General features: G+C 66.6%; 21 protein-coding genes. 14 read left to right on the forward strand and 7 right to left on the reverse strand.

The annotated features are described in order from the left end of the window. Positions 1-13: 13 nt before the first annotated feature. The 4 genes from GTZ97_RS12110 to GTZ97_RS12125 are packed head-to-tail and all read right to left on the reverse strand — an operon-like array spanning position 14 to position 2932. Positions 14-694 (reverse strand): ABC transporter ATP-binding protein, encoded by a 681-nt coding sequence (locus tag GTZ97_RS12110; protein WP_161650896.1) that lies wholly within the window; start codon positions 692-694, stop codon positions 14-16. 13 nt (positions 695-707) lie between these two features. Next, positions 708-917: a DUF2788 domain-containing protein gene (locus GTZ97_RS12115; protein ID WP_161650897.1), complete on the reverse strand. Its 210-nt coding sequence runs from the start codon at positions 915-917 to the stop codon at positions 708-710. 1 nt (position 918) lies between these two features. After that, positions 919-1686 (reverse strand): DUF2189 domain-containing protein, encoded by a 768-nt coding sequence (locus tag GTZ97_RS12120; protein WP_161650898.1) that lies wholly within the window; start codon positions 1684-1686, stop codon positions 919-921. After that, positions 1679-2932 (reverse strand): lipoprotein-releasing ABC transporter permease subunit, encoded by a 1254-nt coding sequence (locus GTZ97_RS12125; RefSeq protein ID WP_161650899.1) that lies wholly within the window; start codon positions 2930-2932, stop codon positions 1679-1681. The genes GTZ97_RS12120 and GTZ97_RS12125 overlap by 8 nt, the downstream gene beginning before the upstream one ends. Before the next feature lie 36 nt (positions 2933-2968). On the opposite strand from GTZ97_RS12125, the gene GTZ97_RS12130 reads away from it, so the two are divergent. Together GTZ97_RS12130 and recJ are read left to right on the forward strand one after the other, a co-directional pair. Beyond that, a complete protein-coding gene (locus GTZ97_RS12130) occupies positions 2969-4021 on the forward strand; it encodes a hypothetical protein (RefSeq protein WP_161650900.1) in 1053 nt (350 codons plus the stop codon). A 41-nt stretch (positions 4022-4062) separates the two neighbouring features. Then, a complete protein-coding gene (gene recJ, locus GTZ97_RS12135) occupies positions 4063-5781 on the forward strand; it encodes a single-stranded-DNA-specific exonuclease RecJ (RefSeq protein ID WP_161650901.1) in 1719 nt (572 codons plus the stop codon). 48 nt (positions 5782-5829) lie between these two features. Here recJ and GTZ97_RS12140 read toward each other — a convergent pair whose 3' ends face one another. The 3 genes from GTZ97_RS12140 to flgA form a co-directional block, all read right to left on the reverse strand. Then, positions 5830-6204, reverse strand: a complete 375-nt coding sequence (locus tag GTZ97_RS12140; RefSeq protein WP_161650902.1) for a hypothetical protein — start codon at positions 6202-6204, stop codon at positions 5830-5832. Positions 6205-6211: 7 nt separating this feature from the next. Continuing rightward, entirely contained in the window at positions 6212-6517 is a 306-nt protein-coding gene (gene flgM, locus GTZ97_RS12145) for a flagellar biosynthesis anti-sigma factor FlgM (RefSeq protein ID WP_161650903.1), read from the reverse strand. 129 nt (positions 6518-6646) lie between these two features. Continuing rightward, a complete protein-coding gene (flgA, locus tag GTZ97_RS12150; protein WP_236651181.1) occupies positions 6647-7357 on the reverse strand; it encodes a flagellar basal body P-ring formation chaperone FlgA in 711 nt (236 codons plus the stop codon). A gap of 125 nt (positions 7358-7482) precedes the next feature. Here flgA and flgB point away from each other — a divergent pair, with 125 nt between their 5' ends. The 12 genes from flgB to GTZ97_RS12210 are packed head-to-tail and all read left to right on the forward strand — an operon-like array spanning position 7483 to position 18857. Then, positions 7483-7917: a flagellar basal body rod protein FlgB gene (gene flgB, locus GTZ97_RS12155; RefSeq protein WP_161650904.1), complete on the forward strand. Its 435-nt coding sequence runs from the start codon at positions 7483-7485 to the stop codon at positions 7915-7917. 20 nt (positions 7918-7937) lie between these two features. Beyond that, positions 7938-8348: a flagellar basal body rod protein FlgC gene (gene flgC / locus GTZ97_RS12160; RefSeq protein ID WP_161650905.1), complete on the forward strand. Its 411-nt coding sequence runs from the start codon at positions 7938-7940 to the stop codon at positions 8346-8348. Between the two features lie 11 nt (positions 8349-8359). Then, positions 8360-9004 carry a flagellar hook assembly protein FlgD gene (locus GTZ97_RS12165; protein WP_161650906.1) on the forward strand — a complete coding sequence of 215 codons (645 nt, stop codon included), beginning with the start codon at positions 8360-8362 and terminating at the stop codon, positions 9002-9004. A gap of 33 nt (positions 9005-9037) precedes the next feature. After that, on the forward strand, positions 9038-10300 hold the full coding sequence (flgE, locus tag GTZ97_RS12170; protein WP_161650907.1) for a flagellar hook protein FlgE: 1263 nt from the start codon (positions 9038-9040) through the stop codon (positions 10298-10300). A 34-nt stretch (positions 10301-10334) separates the two neighbouring features. Continuing rightward, on the forward strand, positions 10335-11066 hold the full coding sequence (flgF, locus tag GTZ97_RS12175) for a flagellar basal-body rod protein FlgF (RefSeq protein WP_161650908.1): 732 nt from the start codon (positions 10335-10337) through the stop codon (positions 11064-11066). A 36-nt stretch (positions 11067-11102) separates the two neighbouring features. Continuing rightward, positions 11103-11885, forward strand: a complete 783-nt coding sequence (gene flgG, locus GTZ97_RS12180) for a flagellar basal-body rod protein FlgG (RefSeq protein WP_161650909.1) — start codon at positions 11103-11105, stop codon at positions 11883-11885. Beyond that, positions 11885-12571: a flagellar basal body L-ring protein FlgH gene (locus GTZ97_RS12185; RefSeq protein WP_161650910.1), complete on the forward strand. Its 687-nt coding sequence runs from the start codon at positions 11885-11887 to the stop codon at positions 12569-12571. The genes flgG and GTZ97_RS12185 overlap by 1 nt, the downstream gene beginning before the upstream one ends. 41 nt (positions 12572-12612) lie before the next feature. Beyond that, positions 12613-13743, forward strand: a complete 1131-nt coding sequence (locus tag GTZ97_RS12190; RefSeq protein WP_161650911.1) for a flagellar basal body P-ring protein FlgI — start codon at positions 12613-12615, stop codon at positions 13741-13743. Beyond that, entirely contained in the window at positions 13743-14636 is an 894-nt protein-coding gene (gene flgJ / locus GTZ97_RS12195; protein ID WP_161650912.1) for a flagellar assembly peptidoglycan hydrolase FlgJ, read from the forward strand. The genes GTZ97_RS12190 and flgJ overlap by 1 nt, the downstream gene beginning before the upstream one ends. 23 nt (positions 14637-14659) lie before the next feature. After that, positions 14660-16366, forward strand: coding sequence for a flagellar hook-associated protein FlgK (gene flgK, locus GTZ97_RS12200; protein ID WP_161650913.1), 1707 nt, complete (start codon positions 14660-14662; stop codon positions 16364-16366). Between the two features lie 17 nt (positions 16367-16383). Further along, on the forward strand, positions 16384-17628 hold the full coding sequence (gene flgL, locus GTZ97_RS12205) for a flagellar hook-associated protein FlgL (RefSeq protein WP_161650914.1): 1245 nt from the start codon (positions 16384-16386) through the stop codon (positions 17626-17628). A gap of 20 nt (positions 17629-17648) precedes the next feature. Next, the gene (locus tag GTZ97_RS12210) at positions 17649-18857 is read left to right on the forward strand and encodes an EAL and HDOD domain-containing protein (protein WP_161650915.1); all 1209 of its coding nucleotides are present in this window, start codon (positions 17649-17651) and stop codon (positions 18855-18857) included. Positions 18858-18865 lie beyond the last annotated feature (8 nt).

Consider the following 18865-nt stretch of genomic DNA (forward strand, 5'->3'; position numbering starts at 1 on the left):
GGCGTGTCAGGATTCAGGATTCGAAGTGCCCGCCCACCAGCCGGTGGGCCCGTGCGCAACGCGCCGCGAGGTCGGTGTCATGCGTGACCATGATGAGCGCGGTGCCCTGCTGTGCGGCCAATTGCAGCATCAGATCAAAGACCGTGTCGGCCGTCTGGCGATCGAGGTTGCCCGTCGGCTCGTCGGCCAGCACGCAGGCCGGCCGCGTCACCAGCGCGCGGGCCACGGCCACGCGCTGCCGCTCGCCGCCCGAGAGTTCCGCCGGCCGATGGGCCAGGCGGTGCGCGAGCCCCACCTGCTGCAGCCACTGGGCCGCCTGTTCACGCGCCTGCTCCAGGGGCTGGCGGCGGATCATCAGCGGCATGGCCACATTGTCGAGCGCCGAGAATTCGGGCAGCAAATGGTGGAACTGGTAGATGAAGCCAAGATGGGCGTTGCGCCAGGCACCCTGCTCGGCCGCGCCCATGCCTGCGAAGTCGCGCCCCATCAGCCGCACGCTGCCCTGTGTGGGCGCATCCAGCCCGCCGAGCAGGTGCAGCAGCGTACTCTTGCCCGAGCCCGACGCGCCGACGATGGCCACGGTGTCGCCCCGGCCAACGAGCAGGTCCACGCCCGACAGCACGGTCACATCCAGCGCAGCCGCCTCGTGAAAGCGTTTGACCAGCCCGCGGGCTTCCAGAATCAGGTCGCTCATGCGTGCGGCGCCTTCAGATGTTGAGCAACCAGGCAATGACCTGCTTGGCCACATAGCCCAGCATGCCAAAGCCCAGCACGAGAAAGAGCACGAAGGTGCCGAACTTGCCAGCCTTCGACTCGCGCGCCAGCTGCACGATGATGAACACCATGTAGAGGATGAAGCCCCCTACGCCGAATGTCAGCCCCCACTGGGCAATCTGTTCCTCGGTGAAGCCGTCCATGTCACACCGTTTCCCGCACGACCAGGTCACGGTAGGCATGCCAGGTGGCATGGCCCAGAACCGGGATCACGAGCATCAAACCAAACATCAGGGCGCCCAGACCCAGCAGGGTCAGGGACATGACCAGAAACGCCCACAGGCTCATGCAGACCGGGTTGGCTGCCACAGCCCGCCAGCTGGTGCGGATGGCCTGCATGACGGTGACCTTGCGGTCCACCAGCAGCGGGATGGCCACCACGCTGGACGCAAACACGGGCGCAGCCATGGCGCCGCCGAGTGCCAGCCACAGCTCGAACAGGCCCGGGTCGGCCGAGAGCACCACCCGCCGCAGGAAGTCGTCCGGCGTGGTGACGGGCGGCTTGATGCCCAGCGTGATCAGCGCCGCCGAGGTCACCACCCAGGCTGTGCCCATGGCCATCAGCAGCACGCCAAAGCGCACCAGCCGGCCGTCCAGCGACGACCACACCCGCCAGACGGCAGCAAAGCCGGCCGGCTCCCCCCGCAGCAGCGCCCGGCTGACCGCGTACAGCCCGGTGGACAGGATCGGCGCCACCAGAAGAAAGCCCGACAGCGCACCGGCCAGCACCCAGAAACGGTCCCAGGCCAGCGCCAGCATCAGCGCGCCAAACACGCCCATGACGGCGCCGTGGGCCAGCCCCACGCCCGGCGAGGCGGTGAAATCCCGCCAGCCCAGGCGCAGCCACAGAAAGGTGCGCAGCGAATGGACCTTGCGCACGCGCAAGGAGCGAGGAACAGTCACATCACTCATAGCGAAGGGCCTCGGCGGGCTGCACGCGGCTGGCGCGCCAGCTGGGATAGACGGTGGCCAGCAAGGCCAGTACCAGCGAGATCACCCCGATCGGGACGATGTCCGACCATTGGGGATCCGATGGCATGGTGCTGATGAAATAGATGCTGCCCGGCAGAAAGTCGACACCGAGCAGGCGCTCGATGAAAGGCACGATCACGTCGACGTTGAAGGCCACCAGCAACCCCAGCGCCAGGCCCCCGAGCGTGCCCAGCACGCCCGAGAGCGCGCCCTGCACCATGAAGATGCCCATGATGGAGCCGGGGCTGGCGCCCAGCGTGCGCAGGATGGCGATGTCGGCCTGCTTGTCGGTGACGGTCATCACCAGGGTGGACACGAGGTTGAAGGCCGCCACGGCCACGATGAGCGTCAGGATGATGAACATCATGCGCTTTTCGATCTGGACGGCGTCGAACCAGTTGCGATTGGTCTGGGTCCAGTCACGCACCAGCACCTCGGGGCCCAGATCGACGGCCAACTGCTGCGCCACTGCCCTGGCCTGTTGCGCGTCGCGCAGCTTGAGCTGCACAGCCGTCGGTCCACCCGTGCGGAACAGGCGGGCGGCGTCTTCCACGTGCATCAGCACCAGGCCGCTGTCGTACTCGTAATGGCCCGCCTGGAACACCCCCTTGACGGTGACCTGCTTGAGGCGCGGCACCACGCCGGCCGGGGTGACCTGGCCGCTGGGGGCCACCAGCGTGATGCTGTCGCCTTCTCGAACACCCAGGTTGCGCGCCAGCTCGCCGCCGATGAGCACACCCCATCCACCCGGCTCCAGGCGCGCAAACACCTCGCGCATGGCGGCGGCCATCGGGGTGACGTCGGCCTCGGCGGTGGGCTCGATGCCGCGCACCATGGCGCCACGCATGTCTTCGCCGCGCGCGATCAGGGCCTGCGCCGGCACAAAGGGGGCCGCGCCCAACACCTGGGGCTGCTGACGGGCGCGTTCGGCCAGTTGCTCCCAGTTGAGCAAGGCGCCGCCCCAGCGGTCGTGCAGCTCCACATGGGCAATGACCGAGAGCATGCGGTCGCGCACTTCCTTCTGGAAGCCGTTCATCACCGACAACACGATGATCAGCGCCGCCACCCCGAGGGTGATGCCCAATACGGACACGCCGGAGATGAAGGAAATGAAGCCGTTGCGGCGTGCGGATCGGCCGGCGCGGGTGTAACGCCACCCAATGCGCCATTCGTAAGGCAGGTTCATGGTGCGGGAAGTGTACCCATTCGATAATGTGGTCCCATGTCGTCCGACTTCGCGCCCGCGCCTTCGTTCCCTTCCCCCCCGCCGCCCTCGCCCTCAGCCGAGGCGCATTGGGTGATCCCGTACGCCAGCAGCCTGTCCGAGCCGTGCGCCGCGGCGCTTGGCCAGCTGGACGGCACAGGGGCTGCGGGCGAGGCCCGACTGCCCAACCTGAGGGCCCTGCTTGGCCTGCTCCAGGCGACCGAGCGCCAGGAGGGCGACGAGTTTGCCCTGTCCATGCCGCACGAGCGCCTGCTGGCGCGGGCCTGGGGCTGGCCAGCCGAGGACGGCCGCATTCCCTGGGCTGCCTGGTGGGCGGCACACGACGGCGTGGCCTTGGCTGCCGACCGCCCCTGGGCCCTGCTGAGCCCCGGTCACTGGCTGATGGGGCGCGACCACCTGACGGTCATCGACCCGGCTGGCCTGGGCTTGCGCGACGTCGACTCGCGCGCGTTGCTCGAGGCGGTGCGCCCATTGTTCGAAGATGACGGCTGGCAGGTGATCTGGGGCAGCGCACACCGCTGGTATGCCTCGCACCCTGCGCTGGCCCGCTTGCCCACCGCCTCGCTTGACCGTGTCGTGGGGCGCAACCCCGATGTCTGGCTGACCGACCACCCCGAAGCGCGGGGCGTGCGGCGGCTGCAAAGCGAGGTGCAGATGCTGCTGTACCAACACCCGATCAACGATGCCCGCACCGCCTCAGGCGAGCTGACGGTGAACTCGTTCTGGCTGAGCGGGGCCAGCGCCGGGGCCCCGATGCCGCCGGGCAAGTCGCCACTTTGTGTCGACACGCTGCGCGCGCCCCTGATGGCCGATGACATGGCGGGCTGGCTGGCCGCATGGGACGCCCTCGACCGCACGCTGCTGGCCGATCTGCTGGCCCGCGCCCGCCAGGGCGAACCGGTGCAGCTGACGCTGTGCGGCGAGCGCCATGCCGTCAGCTACCGCAACGCCCCCCCAGCCGGCTGGCGCGCACAGCTGGCCCGGGGCTGGCAGCGTCTGACGGGCGCTGGCCCCGGCGCCCCCCTGCGCGACACGCTGGCGGGGCTGTGAGCCCGTCGCCGTCGATCCTGTCTTTCTTTCAATTGGTGCCCATGCAGATCATTGACCGCGACGTCCCGCCCCGCCTGGCCTGGAGCCTGGAGCAGGCCGGCATCCACCCCCTGCTGGCGCGCCTGTATGCCGCGCGCGGCATCCGCAGTGCTGACGAGCTCGACGACCACCCTGGGCGCCTGCTGACGCCCGACGCGCTCAAAGGCGCGGCTGAAGCGGCGCGCCTGCTGGCCGATGCCATCACACAGGGGCAGCGGCTGTGCATCGTGGCCGATTACGACTGCGATGGCGCCACGGCCTGTGCCGTGGGCCTTCGCGGCCTGCGGATGCTCGGCGCCGCACCGGATCAAGTGGGCTATGTGGTGCCCGATCGCGCGCTGCATGGCTACGGGCTGACGCCGCCCATCGTGGAGCTGGTCGCCGAGCAGGGTGCCCAGGTGCTGATCACGGTGGACAACGGCATGGCCAGCCACGAGGCCGTGCGGCTCGCCCGGGCGCGCGGCATGCGGGTGCTCATCACCGACCACCACTTGCCAGCCGTCGACGCCCAGGGGCAGGTCAGCCTGCCCGAGGCGGATGTGATCGTGAACCCCAACCAACCTGACTGCGGCTTCCCGAGCAAGGCGCTGGTGGGCGTGGGCGTGATGTTCTACATCCTGCTGGCGCTACGGGCAGAGTGGCGCCAGCGTGGCCGCTTCGATGCCACCAGCCAGCCACGCGTCGACGCCCTGCTCGACCTGGTGGCGCTGGGCACGATTGCCGATGTGGGCCGCCTGGACGACAACAATCGCCGCCTGGTGGCGCTCGGGCTCAAGCGCATCCGCGCGGGCCGCATGCAGCCCGGCGTGGCCGCGCTGTTCGCCGCTGCCGGACGCGACCCCGCCAGGGCCACCAGCATGGATTTCGGCTTCGCCCTTGGCCCACGCGTGAACGCCGCGGGCCGGCTGGCCGAGATGGGCCTGGGCATCGAGTGCCTGATCACAGACGACCCCGTGCGCGCCGACGCCCTGGCCCGACAGCTCGACGCCATCAACCGCGAACGCCGCGAGTTGGAATCCGGCATGCGTGAGCAGGCCGAACTGCTGCTGGATGACGTCATGCCGCAGGGCGAGCCGCCAGCGGCCCTGGCGCTGTTCGACCCGGCGTTTCATGAAGGTGTGGTGGGCATCGTGGCCTCGCGCCTGAAAGACCGTCTGCACCGTCCCACCTTTGTGTTCGCCCGCGGTCAGGATGGCCTGCTCAAGGGCTCCGGCCGCTCGATCGCCGGCTTTCACCTGCGCGACGCCCTGGATCTGATGGGCAAGCGTCACCCTGGCTTGCTGCGCAAGTTCGGCGGACACGCCATGGCGGCCGGCTGCACCATTGCCGAGGCCGACTTCCCGGTGTTCGATGCCGCACTGCGCGAGGTCGCCGAAGCGGGGTTGGATGCCAGCCTGTTGCACCGCCAACTGCTCAGCGACGGGCCGCTGGCCCCTCAGTGGTTCACGCCCGAAACGGTGCGCCTGCTGGATCAGGCGGTCTGGGGCCCCGGCTTTGATGCGCCGGTTTTTTCAGATCGGGTGCAGGTGCTGGGGCAGCGACTGGTGGGCGAGCGCCACCTCAAGCTCAGCCTGAAACTGGGCGGCGAAGTGCGCGACGGGATCTGGTTCGGGCGCACCGAGCCGCTGTCGGCCGAGACGCAACTCGCGTATCGGATTGCCTTGGATGAGTATCAGGGTCGGCAGCGCATCCAGCTGGTGGTGGAAGGCGCAGAGGCATGATGGCCGCGGCGAAGGCGCGACGGACGCAGCCGCACTCAGCAACCAGACTCAGCGGTAGGCGTTGAGCGCCTTGTTGACTGGCGTGGCCGCCAGCCCGGTGTAGGTATCAGCCTCTTCGCGAGGCAACAGAATGCCCAGCACACGGTCCACCGACACGGTGGCGCGGTGTGCGGCGGCCCATTGCTGCTGGACGCGCGTCTGCGCGAGCGCCAGCCGGGCTTGAAGCTGCGGCGCCAGAGGTGCTTGGCCACGCTGCGCAGCCTGCCGGATGCAGGCCACGGCCTCGGTCAGACCTTGCTGCAGCGCCTGGCTGCATTGCGTGATCGCCGCCGGGTCCGTCCCGGCCAGCGCATGGTCCAGCGCATCGAGGTCAGCCTCGATGCGGGCCACACAAGCGTCCACGGTCTGCAGCGGCGCGGTCATCGCGTGCTCAGGCCGCACGGCCCTGCAGCAGTTCCTTGGCGTTGGCGATCAGCTTGTCGGCGATCACCTCGGCATTGACCTGGTAGCTGCCGTCGTCGATCGCCTGCTTCACGCGGGACACCTTGTCGGCGTCGAACTCGCCCTGCGGCGACTCCACCATGCCGGCTGCCGCAGACGAGAGCGTGACTTTCGCACTTTGCGACACGCCGCCGTCCAGGGAAGATGTCTTGCCCGGGGTGCGGGTCGACGTGGCACCCTCGGTCGGCTGGCTGAGCCCGCCGATGGCCTTGTCCAGTGGGTTGCCAATTTTCATGATGCACTCCTTGATCCCGGAACAGTCCGGGTGGTCACATCCGCGATATCGACGCGGCCCTTGCGGACTTTAATCTCAAGCGCATGATCCCCCGCAAGCAGGGGGATCAATCCGCAGAACAAGCCGGGTTTACAAGCTTAACTCCGCCAGACGCTCGCCCACAGGCTGGGCACACAACACACGACCGGAATCGACCCGGACACGCGCACACCGGCCTTCGTCGCCATGAGCAAGGGCCGTGCCTGTGGCCGCCGCCTGGAAGCCGGTACCACGCACGACCAGACGGACAGGGTCGCCTGCAGAGAACCAGCGACGCAGGCGCAGGTCCGCCTCGCGCACGCCTTGACCAGCCTGAAGCGGCCGCGCCAGCGACCGACCCACCAGTGCCTGAACATCGGTGATGGCAGGCGAGAACTCGGCTGCCAGGTCGACCTCGGCCACGGCCACATCGGTTGCCTCGAGCACTTCACCGGCGGTCAGCGATCGCGCTGCGACCAGCGCCTGCCCCCAGACCTTGACGGTCACGGGCCAGAAAATGTTCCAGCGCGCGCCCTGCTCGCAACGCAGACCCACGCGGGTGCGACCCCACAGCGCGCTGCCCCTGGGTACGTAGGCCGAGACCTTGGCACACGGTGCCAGCTTCAGACGCGGATCCAGTTCGCCCAGAATGATCTCGATGCGCGGTGCGCGGACACCACCCTGCGCGGGTTGCTGGGTTTGCGCGTTTTGCTGATTCAGCCAGTTCTGCAGCTCCTGCTGGAGCGACATGGCGTCGGCTGCCTGCAGCCTCAGGGGCGCAAGCAGCATGGCGCAGACAAAGATGAGCAAGGCACGCGGCATGTCGCCAATGTAGGCAGATGCCAGCGGCACATGGGCGCGAAATGGCGCCCCTTTGGCTTGCTATTCCGGCTCATGTTTGACGCCCTGTCGATTCAACATGCCACCTAACCGCCGGAGTACCCATCATGCTGAACCGCATCACCGACTCGCTGAACTTCAATACCGAAGCGCTGCGCCTGCGTTCGGAGCGTCAGCGCCTGATCGCCAGCAACATCGCCAACGCCGACACGCCGGGCTATGTGGCGCGCGACTTCGATTTCGCCTCTGCCCTGTCGCAGGCCACCGGCCGACAGTCGCAGGCCCAGGGCCTGGCCGCACCGCGCCTGGCCATGGCAGCCTCCAGCCCCGCCCACCTGACACGCAATGGGCGCCCGGCCGGCGGGACGCTCGAGCCCGAACTGAACTACGCCACCGCGGCCCAGACCAACCTCGACCAGAACACGGTGGACATGGACCGCGAGCGGGCGAACTTCGCCGACAACACCGTGCGCTACGAGGCGTCGCTGCGCTTCATCAACTCGCAGTTGCGCACGCTGAACACGGCCATCACCGGTCAGTGACGCGCTGAAGGAGTATCGGCATGTCGATGTTCAACATCTTCAACATCTCGGGCAGCGCGGTCAGTGCGCAGTCGCAGCGGCTCAACGTCGTGGCATCCAACCTGGCCAACGCCGACACCGTGGCCGGCCCGGACGGGCAGTCGTACAAGGCGCGCCAGGTGGTGTTCACCGCCCAGGCCATGGGCGGCACGGGCGCCACGGGCGTGGCCGTGACCCAGGTCGTGGAAGACAACACCCCCGGCCGACGTGTGTACGACCCCAAGCACCCCCAAGCCGACGGCGAGGGCTACATCACCTACAGCAACGTGAACTCCGTCGAGGAGATGGTCAACATGATCTCGGCCTCGCGCTCGTACCAGAACAACGTCGAAGTGATGAACACCACCAAGAGCCTGCTGATGAAGACCCTGCAGATGGGCCAAGGCAACTGAAGGACTGACGCATGACCACGATCACCGGAACCTCCGCCACATCGGGCAGCGCCTCGCCCGTTCAGCTCACGAGCGCCGCCGAGATGTCGGACCGCTTCTTGAAGCTGCTGGTGACCCAGCTGAAGAACCAGGACCCGCTCAACCCGATGGAAAACGCCGAGATGACGAGCCAGATGGCTCAAATCAACACGGTGGCCGGCATCGACAAGCTCAACACCACGATGCAGGCGATGAACGCTGGCTTCGGCCAGATGCAGATGCTGCAAGGCGCCAGCCTGGTGGGCCGCTCCGTGCTGCTGGATGGCAACAACCTCATTGTGGGCAACGATGGCAAGGCCTACGGCGGCTACGAATTGTCCAGTGCGGCCTCAGGCGTGCGGATCGAGGTGGTCAACGCGGCCGGTGTGGTGGTCGACACCATCAACCAGACAGACAAGGCAACAGGCCGTCAAGGCTTCGAATGGAAGGCGCCCGAGGGCATGTCGACCAACGGCCTGACATTCCGCGTGACGGCCAACACAGGCGGTACAACGGTAGCGGCCAAGCCGCTGACCTTTGATTCGGTCACAGCCATCAACACCACGGGCGGCACGCTGACGCTCGAGCTCTCCAGTGGCAAGCAGATGCCCTACAACCAGGTCAGGGCGATTTCCTGATTATTCGGCGCAGTCAACGAAAGGAACATCACCATGGGCTTCCAACAAGGGCTTTCCGGGCTGAACATCTCCAGCAAGAACCTGGAGGTGATCGGCAACAACGTCGCCAACGCCAACACCTTCGGCTTCAAGTCGTCCCGCGCCGAGTTCTCCGACATGTACGCGGCCTCTTTGGGCGGCGCCGGCAACAACGGCATCGGCATCGGTGCGCGCATCAGTGCGGTCGCCCAGCAGTTCACGCAAGGCAACATCTCGACCACCGCCAACAACCTGGATCTGGCCATCAATGGCGATGGCTTCTTCCAGGTCCAGCGCTGGGATCCGGTCAATGGCTCGGACGCACTGGCGCCAGCGGGTGAGACGCTGTACACCCGTAACGGCCAGTTCAAGGTCGACAACAACGGCTACATCGTCACCAACCAGGGCCGCAAGGTGCTGGGCGAAGGCAACCGCCCGATTCAGCTGAACCTCACTGGCGGCTCGGCCAATCCGACGCAACGCGTGACGGCCAATATCAACCTCAACGCCGCAGAGATCACCGATCCGCCCTTCTCGGCCACCGCCACCGACTGGTACTCATTCAGCACCACGCAGACCGTGTACGACGTCTCCGGCGAGCCGGTCGCACTGGAGTATTACTTCCGCAAGAGCGACATCGACTCTTGGGAGATCTACTCCTACGTGGGCAACTCCCCGCTGCCCGCCGAAGGCGTGCCATCTGCCACCATCGTCTTTGACCCGGCCACCAGCAAGCCCTCGGCCATGTTTGACGCGGGCGGCAATCCGATCACGGACTTCCGCACTGTGCCTTTCCCGACCATCCCGGCGGGCACCGCGTCGGCTACCCAGTCGGAGATCAACTTCTCGGTCGACTTCAGCCAGATCACCCAGTACGCCGGCAAGTCCAACGTCAACGCGCTGATGCAGGACGGCTTTCCCAAGGGCGAGTTCTCCAGCTTCAACGTGGACGCCACCGGCGCCATCTTGGTGCGCTATACCAACGGCCAGACCGTGACCGAAGCCCAACTGGTGCTGGCCCGCTTCAACAATGCGCAAGGTCTGCAGCCGGTCGGCGGCAACGAGTGGGCTGTTACGGCCGCGTCCGGGCCACCCCAGATTGATGCCCCGGGCAGCGGCCGCTTTGGCTTTCTGCAAGGCGGCGCGCTGGAAGAGTCCAACGTCGACCTCACGGGTGAACTCGTCAACATGATCGTGGCGCAGCGGGCTTACCAGGCCAACGCGCAGACCATCAAGACCGAGGACCAGGTGCTGCAGACGCTGGTGAACCTGCGCTGATGCCCTGCCACGCTGACATCGACCGGAGGCCGCCATGGACCGCATGATCTACCTGAGCATGATGGGCGCCAAGACCAACATGCAGCAGCAGGAAGTGCTGTCGCACAACCTGGCCAACGTGAGCACCACGGGCTTTCGGGCCGAGTTGCAGGCGGTGCGCGCCGTGCCCGTACGCGGCGACGGCGCCACCACCCGTGTCTACTCTCTCGAAACCACCGTAGGCTACGACGACACGGCTGGGCCCGTTCAGTTCACCGGCCGCCCGCTGGACGTGGCGGTTCAGGGTCGCTCATGGCTGTCGGTTCAATCGCTGGATGGCACCGAGGCCTACACCCGCTCGGGCGCACTCCAGATCGGCCCGGACGGCACCTTGATGACGGCCAATGGCCTGCCCGTGATCGGCGATGGCGGCCCGATCGCCATCCCGGCCAACACGCAGCCCAGCATCGCGGCCGACGGCACGGTCAGCGTCAAGCAGGCCAACGGCACCATTCAGGCGGTCGGCCGGCTCAAGCTGGTCACGCCTGAAGCCAAGCTGGTGCGAGGGGAAGACGGTCTTTTCCGCGGCGCCGATGGCGCCGACTTGCCGGCCGATGCCACGGCGAGGGTGCAGGACGGCGCGCTGGAAGGCTCCAACGTCAACCCGATTGAAACCATGGTCGCGATGATTGCCGCCGCCAGGCAGTACGAGACCCAGATCAAGCTGATGCAGACGGCCGAGACCAAAGAGCGCACGGCCGCGCAACTGCTGTCGAACAACGGCTGAGCCGACTGACGGGGCACAGCCCCAAGGAGTAAGACCATGATGCGTTCACTGTGGATTGCCAAATCCGGCATGGAAGCCCAGCAAATGCAGCTGGACCACATCTCGCACAACCTGGCCAACAGCGGCACCAACGGCTTCAAGCAGGCCCACGCGGTGTTCGAAGACCTGATGTACCAGAACCTGCGCCAGAGCGGCGCCAACACGGCTGAAGGCACGCAGTTGCCCACGGGCCTGCAAGTGGGCCTGGGCGTGCGCTCGGTGGCCACCTCGAGGCAGTTCAGCCAGGGCAACCTGCAACAAACCTCGAACCACTTGGACGTGGCCATCCAGGGCAAAGGCTTCTTTCAGGTCGAGATGCCCGACGGCACCATCGGCTACACGCGCGACGGCGCCTTCAAGCTGGACAACCAGGGCAATCTGGTGACCAACAACGGCTACCGCGTACTGCCCGGCTTCCAGTTTCCGGCTGAAGCCACCAATGTGACCATTGGCCAGGACGGCACGGTGAGCTTCGTGCGCCCGCCTCAGACCGCGCCCGAGGTGCTGCAACGCATTGAGCTGGCCGACTTCGTCAATCCAGGCGGACTGGATCCGAAGGGCCAGAACATCTTTGCCGAAACCGCCGCATCCGGCCCGCCGGTCACCGGCAACCCCAACGAGGACAGCATGGGCTCGATCGCGCAGGGTTTTGTCGAGACATCCAACGTCAACGTCGTGCAGGAGCTGGTCACCATGATCCAGACCCAGCGCGCCTACGAACTCAACTCCAAGGCCATCCAGACCTCGGATCAGATGCTGCAGAAGCTGGGACAACTGTGATGCTGACCTTGCCCCGTCTCGTAATCCGCCTGCCCCTGCTGGCGGCCTGCGCCAGCGTGCTCGCCGGCTGCATGGCCACGGCGCCCAAGGTCGATGTGGTCGAGCCGACGCAGGCCCGCCCCGTCCCCGTGGCGCCGCCACCTCAGGCCAACGGCGCCATCTTCCAGGCCGTAGGCTACCGACCGCTGTACGAGACACACCGCGCGCGCATGGTGGGCGACACCATCACCATCCGCATCAGCGAGAACGTGGCAGCCAAGCAGGAAACCACCAGCTCGATCGAGAAGAAGGGCAACGTCTCCAGCGAGATCGAGGCCGTCCCGCTCATCAACAGCACCAAGCTGGCGCGCCTGGGCGCCTCGGGCAGCAGCAACAACAAGTTCGACGGCAAGGGCACCACCCAGAGCACGGGCAACTTCAACGGCTCCATCACCGCCACCGTGATCGAGGTGCTGCCCAACGGCCACCTCATTGTCTCGGGGGAAAAGCAGATCGGTGTGGGCCAGAACGTCGACGTCCTGCGCTTCTCGGGCCAGGTTGATCCGGTCACCATCCAGCCGGGCAACACCGTTGCCTCCTCCCAGGTGGCCAATGTGCGTGTGGCCCAGGTGGGCCGCGGGGCGCAGGCCGAAGCACAGGGAATAGGGTGGGTAGCGCGGTTCTTTTTGAGTCTTGCGCCCTTCTAAAGAAGCGAACAATGGAGCCGAACCCCTCAGGAATTCGGCCCATGACCCCCAGTGATCGCCTCCTCAAACTGCTGATTGGCCTGGCCTTCCTGGCCGCCTCGGCCGCGCTGTGGTGGCCCATCGAGGCCCAGGCGGTCCGGCTCAAGGAAATCGCCTCCGTGCAGGGGGTACGCAGCAACCAGCTGATGGGCTACGGCCTCGTCGTCGGCCTCGACGGCACCGGCGACCAGACCACCCAAACCCCGTTCACGGCCCAGAGCGTCAGCGCCATGCTGCAGCAGATGGGCATCACCGTGCCGCCCGGCACGGCCATGCAGCTCAAGAACGTGGCGGCCGTGCTGGTCACGGCCAACCTGCCCCCGTTCGCCCAGCCAGGTCAAGCCATCGACGTGAGCGTCTCGTCGCTGGGCAATGCCAAATCGTTGCGCGGCGGCACGCTGATCGCCACGCCGCTCAAGGGTGCCGACGGCCAGATCTACGCCATGGCGCAGGGCAACCTGCTGGTCGGCGGCGCAGGCGCCTCGGCGGGCGGCTCCAAGGTGCAGATCAACCACCTCAGCGCCGGCCGCATCCCCAGCGGTGCCACCGTCGAGCGCGGCGTGCCTACCCCCTGGCTGCAGCTGCCCAACATCCAGTACGACCTGCAGGCCGACGACTTCAACACCGCCCGCCAGGTGGCCAACGCCATCAACCAGGCCAAGGGCGCCGGCACAGCCGAAGCGCTGAACGGCCGCAGCGTGCTGGTGCGCCTGCCAGCCACACCCGGCGAGCGCGTGGCCTTCATGGCCGACCTGGAAAACCTCTCGATCGACCGCGGCACGCCCGCCGCCAAGGTCATCATCAACGCGCGAACCGGCTCCATCGTGCTGAACCAGGCCGTGACCCTGGGCCCTTGCGCCGTGGCGCACGGCAGCCTGTCCGTGACCATCAACTCGACACCGGTCATCAGCCAGCCCGCCCCGCTGTCGCAAGGCCAGACGGTGGTGACTGAGAAAGCCGACATCCAGATCAACCAACAGCCTGGGTCGCTGATCCAGATGCCGGCTGGCAGCAAGCTGACGGACGTGGTCAAGGCGCTGAACGCGCTGGGCGCCACACCGCAGGACCTGCTGGCGATCCTGCAAGCCATGAAGGCGGCAGGCGCCCTGCAGGCGGAACTGGAGGTGATCTGATGAGTGTGTCCAACACCCCGTCAACGGTCCAGGGCCTGTCCGTGGACCTGCGTTCACTGGACCGCCTCAAGGGCGCGTCCGGCCAGCCCGGCAGCGGTCAGGTGCGCGAGGTTGCCAAACAGCTGGAAAGCCTGTTCATGCAGGAGCTGATGAAGAGCATGCGGGCCACCACCATGGCCACCGGCATGCTCGACAATGGCGCCACCGAGTTGGGCACCAGCATGCTCGACACCCAGCTGTCTCAGCAGATGACCGGCCTGCCCGGTGGCCTGAGCGACATGATCGTGCGCCAGCTGGAACGCCAGATGGGCGCCGCCCTGAGTCGAGAAGGCAAGGACGGGGCGTCGCCTGCTGCAGCCCTGCCCGGCGCACCCCGTGCCCAGGCAGCCAGCGCGGCGAGCCGGCGCAGCGGCCAACCGCAATCGGCCGAAGCTTTTGTGCGACAGCATGAAGCCGCGGCCCGGGCGGCGGAAGCCAGCACGGGCATCCCGGCCCACCACATTCTCGGCCAGGCTGCGCTCGAGTCGGGCTGGGGCCGACGCGAAATCCGCATGCCCGATGGCTCATCGAGCCACAACTTGTTCGGCATCAAGGCCACCTCGTCGTGGAAAGGCAAGGTCGCTGAGGTGACCACGACGGAGTACATCGGCGGTGTGCCCCGCAAGGTGACTGCCCGCTTCCGTGCGTATGACTCATACGAAGAGGCGTTCAAGGACCATGCCCGGCTGTTGAGCAACAGCCCGCGCTACAGTCAGACGGCTGCCAAGGCCGACACCGCTGTGGGCTTCGCGCAAGGCCTTCAACGCGGCGGCTACGCCACGGACCCGGCCTATGCGGACAAGCTCACCCGCGTGATCAACACGGCGCTGCGCGTGCAGCGCACCATGGCCTGACGCGGCACTGAAGGAACAGAACCATGGCTGGCATCTTCACGATGGGCACGCGGGCGATCTTCGCCAGCCAGACCATGCTCGACACGGTCGGCCACAACATCTCCAACGTCAACACCCCTGGCTTCTCCCGCCAGAATGTGGAGTTGGCCACCGAGAACGGCATGTTCACCGGCGCCGGCTTCTTCGGGCGCGGTGTGCGCGTGGTCACGGTTTCGCGCCAGACCAACGCCTTTCTGACCCAGGAGGTCAACCGCAACGCCTCGGCGGCCTCGTCCGACCAGGCCCGGCTCGACAAACTCACCCAGCTCGAGAAGGTGTTCCCCATGGGCGAAAGCGGCCTGGGCTTCTCGGCCAGCCAGCTGCTCAACGCCTTTGTCGATGTGGCCAACCAGCCGCAGGACATGTCGGCCCGCCAGGTCGTGCTGGCCCGCGCGCAGGAGTGGGTCAGCCGCGTGAACTCCGCAGGACAGCAGATCAATGAGATCCAGCGCGGTGTGGCCATGGACATCCAGACCACGGTCGAACGCATCAACAACCTGACCCGCCAGATCGGCGAGGCCAACCAGGCCATTGCCGGCTACAAAGGTGTGGGGCATGAGCCCAACGACCTGCTCGACCGCCGGGACTTGCTGGTCAAGCAGCTCAGCGAGCTCACGCAGGTCACCACAGTAAAAGCCGACGACAACAGCCTCAGCGTCTTCCTTGGCGGCGGCCAGCTGCTGGTACTGGGCACCGATGTCCAGAAGCTGAGCGTCGTGGCCGACCCGGCCGACTCCTCCTTGCGTCGCGTGGCGCTGGTCAACAAGGTGACGGGCGCGGAGCGCATCCTGGATCCGGCTCAGATCACAGGCGGCTCGTTACACGGGCTGATGCGCTTCCAGGACAACGACGTCATCGCCACACGAGACCGGTTGAACGCGTTCGTTTCGACCTTTGCTGACGCAGTGAACGCACAACAGGAGCTGGGTCTGGATGCGGATGGCAACCCGGCCACCGCACGCATCTTTGACAACACTGCCACAGCAGCAGGTATTCGCCTGGGGCTGAGCTCGCCCAAGGGCATTGCCGCGGCCTCGCCCTTCGTGGCCGTGGCGCCCTCCGAAAACCGCGGCACGGCGACGATCGAGTCGCTGCGCATGCTCACGCCCAGCGGCGACTACGCCAACGCGCCCAGCGTGACGGTGCAGTTCGGTGCACCGGGCGCGACGCCCGGCACCGTCGACTACGCCGTGAGCATCAACGGTGCAGCATTTGCCTTCGGCACCTGGAACCCGGGCTCGCCGATCGCAGTCACCCTGCCCGACGGCACCAGCTACGAGGTCATGCTGGCAGGCACCCCACGCGGCCAGGACGCCACCTACGATGGCGACACCATCAGCGTCTCTCCGACCCAGTATCCCTTGGGCAACAACGGCAATGCGCTGGCCATGCTGGCGCTGCGCGACCGTGCAGTCGTCTCGCTCGACGGCACATCCCAAGCGACGGTGACCGACGCATATTCGCAGATGGTAGGCAGCCTCGGCGTGATCGTGCAAAGCGGCCGCACCTCGGCCGAGTTGTCACGAACGCTGGCGGCCAACTCGGAGCAGTTGCTGCAGGCCGAGGTCGGGGTGAACCTTGACGAAGAAGCCGCCCGGCTCATTCAGTATCAGCAAAGCTACCAGGCAGCGGCCAAGATCCTCCAGGTGGCCCAGAAGGTGTTCGACGTGCTGCTGGATACGGCACGGTGATGTAAGGAGTTTGATCCATGACGATGCGCATTGCCACCTCCTACGCCTACGACCAGACAATCTTCAACCTGCAACAACGTCAGCAGACGCTGTCGCAAAGCCAGGTTCAGCTGACATCGGGCAAGCGTGTCAACGCCGCCAGCGACGACCCCACGGCCGCCGCCCGGGCAGAGCGGGCACTGGCAGCCATCGCGCGCAACGAGGCCAACCAGCGCTCGCTGGATGCCAGCCGCAACGTGATGAACATCACCGAATCGGCGCTGGGCGACACCGTCGAGCTGATCCAGTCGGCGCGCGAGACGCTGGTCGCGGCCGGCAACGGCAGCTATACCGATGGCGAGCGCAAGGCCCTGGCCGTGAAGCTGCGCGAAATCCGCAACCAGCTTCTGTCGGTGGCCAATCGGCCGGACGGGGGCGGCGGCTTCGTGTTCGGTGGGCAGGGCTCATCGACGCCGCCTTTTGTCGACACGCCCAATGGCGTGGAGTTCCGCGGCCAGGGCGGCGAAGCCCTGGCGTCGTCCAGCGAGCGGCTGGCGCTGACCGTCGATGGCCGTCAGACCTGGCTGAAGGCACGCACGGGCAACGGCGTGTTCACGACTGCTTTGGGCGGAAACATCAATGGCGGGGCCAATCAAGGCACGGGCTGGATCAATGCAGGTGCGGTCAGCAACCCCGCCCAGCTGCCCTATCCCTCGGGCAACCCGGGCGCACCGCAATACAGCATCCAGTTCAGCACGGCTTCGGGCAGCCTGACCTATGACGTCTTGGAAGACGGCGCGCCTCTGGCCACCGGCGTGACCTACGAGGCCGGGAAGACCATCGACATCCCCGGCCGCGGCATGACGGTCACCGTTTCGGGCACCCCAGCGGAAGGCGACAGTTTCACCATCGGCGGCGCCAGCAACACGCTCAGCGTATTCGACAGCCTCGACCGCATGATTCTCGCGCTCAACTCCGAGAACGCGCCGGGCAGCGAAGTGCGCCAGGCGGTGAACCTCGGCATGACGGAGATCGACAGCATCCTGGGCAACGTGCAGTCCACGCGCTCGGCGGTGGGCGAGTCCCTCAACCGGATGGAAAGCATTGAAAGCCGCATCAGCGCGCTCAAGCTGGCTGCCGAAACCGACCGGTCCAACGCGGAAGATCTGGACATGGTCGAGGCGATCTCCCGCTTCCAGAACCAGCAGGCAGGCTACGAGGCTGCCCTCAAGAGCTATGCCTCGGTGCAGCGGATGTCGCTGCTCAACTACTTGAACGTCTGACGACACATTCTCTTTCGACCATGCACCACCCCGCCCTCGGCCAGCTCGTGCTGGCTTACAGCCCCGTCATTGATCGCAATCGGGGTGTCATCGCCACCCGTCTGACGCTGTCGCCTCTGCAGCCAGATGCCCCGCTGTCTGCCACAGGGGTGCTGGAGGCAATCGGTCAAGCCTGGCCAACCGGCGGCAATGACCTGTGGCTGAACGTGACGAGTGAAGCGCTGCTGCATGAGCTGCTGCTGGCCCAGCCGGGCACCCACGTGGTCATGGAGGTGCCGGCCTTCATGGCTGCCGATCCCCGTTACACCGATGCCATCTGTACCTTGCATGCGAATGGCGGCACGCTGGTGCTCAAGGGCCGGCCCCTGCAGGAGTTGCCCAAAGAAGTGCTGCCCTGCTTCAAGCATGCCGTGATCGACCTCAGCGAAGACCGCCGCGCCGACGGCGGCAACCCAGCCGCCGCGACGGCGAGCTCTCCGGCGGTATACCGGGGGGTGTCGGTGGTGCAAAGTGGTGTCACCAGCGTGGGGGACATGGAGGCTGCGTTCCGTCGGGGCGTGGTGGCCGTGCTGGGCTGGCCGATCGACAATGTGATCGAGGCGGGCAGCAAGCCGGCCGACCAGCCCGCGCTGCAGGTCATTGTGCAGTTGATCGATCAGGTTCACCGTCAGGACGACATCGACGACCTGGAAGCCACCATCAAACGCGACCCGCCGCTGGCCTACAAGCTGATGCGTTACATCAATTCGCCGGCCTTCGGTCTGTCGGTCGAGATCAGCTCCTTTCGCCACGCCATCATGATTCTGGGCTATCAGCGCCTCAAGCGCTGGCTGGCGCTGCTGCTGGCCACGGCCAGCAAGGATCCGAACATGCGCCCGGTGATGTACGCCTCGGTGCGCCGCGGCTTGCTGATGGAAGAACTGGGCCGCTGCAGCGGCAACGACGAGATGCGCAGCGAGCTGTTCATCTGTGGCGTGTTCTCGCTGCTGGACCGCATGTTCCGCCAGCCCTTCAGCGAACTGCTGCGCACCATCCCCGTCCCTGAGCAGGTGTATCAGGCGCTGGCCGAGCAAAGCGGCCCGTATGAGCCCTACTTCCAGTTGGTGCAGGCCATCGAAACCGGTATCGTCTACGACATCAAGGCTGCGGCCGACGGGCTGATGCTCAGCTTCGACGACGTCAACGCCGCCCTGCTGCGCGCCATGTCCTCGGCCTCGCAACTCGACTGACCGGCTGC

This window comes from Aquabacterium fontiphilum, from assembly GCF_009909205.1.
Taxonomy (GTDB): Bacteria; Pseudomonadota; Gammaproteobacteria; order Burkholderiales; family Burkholderiaceae_C; genus Aquabacterium; species Aquabacterium fontiphilum.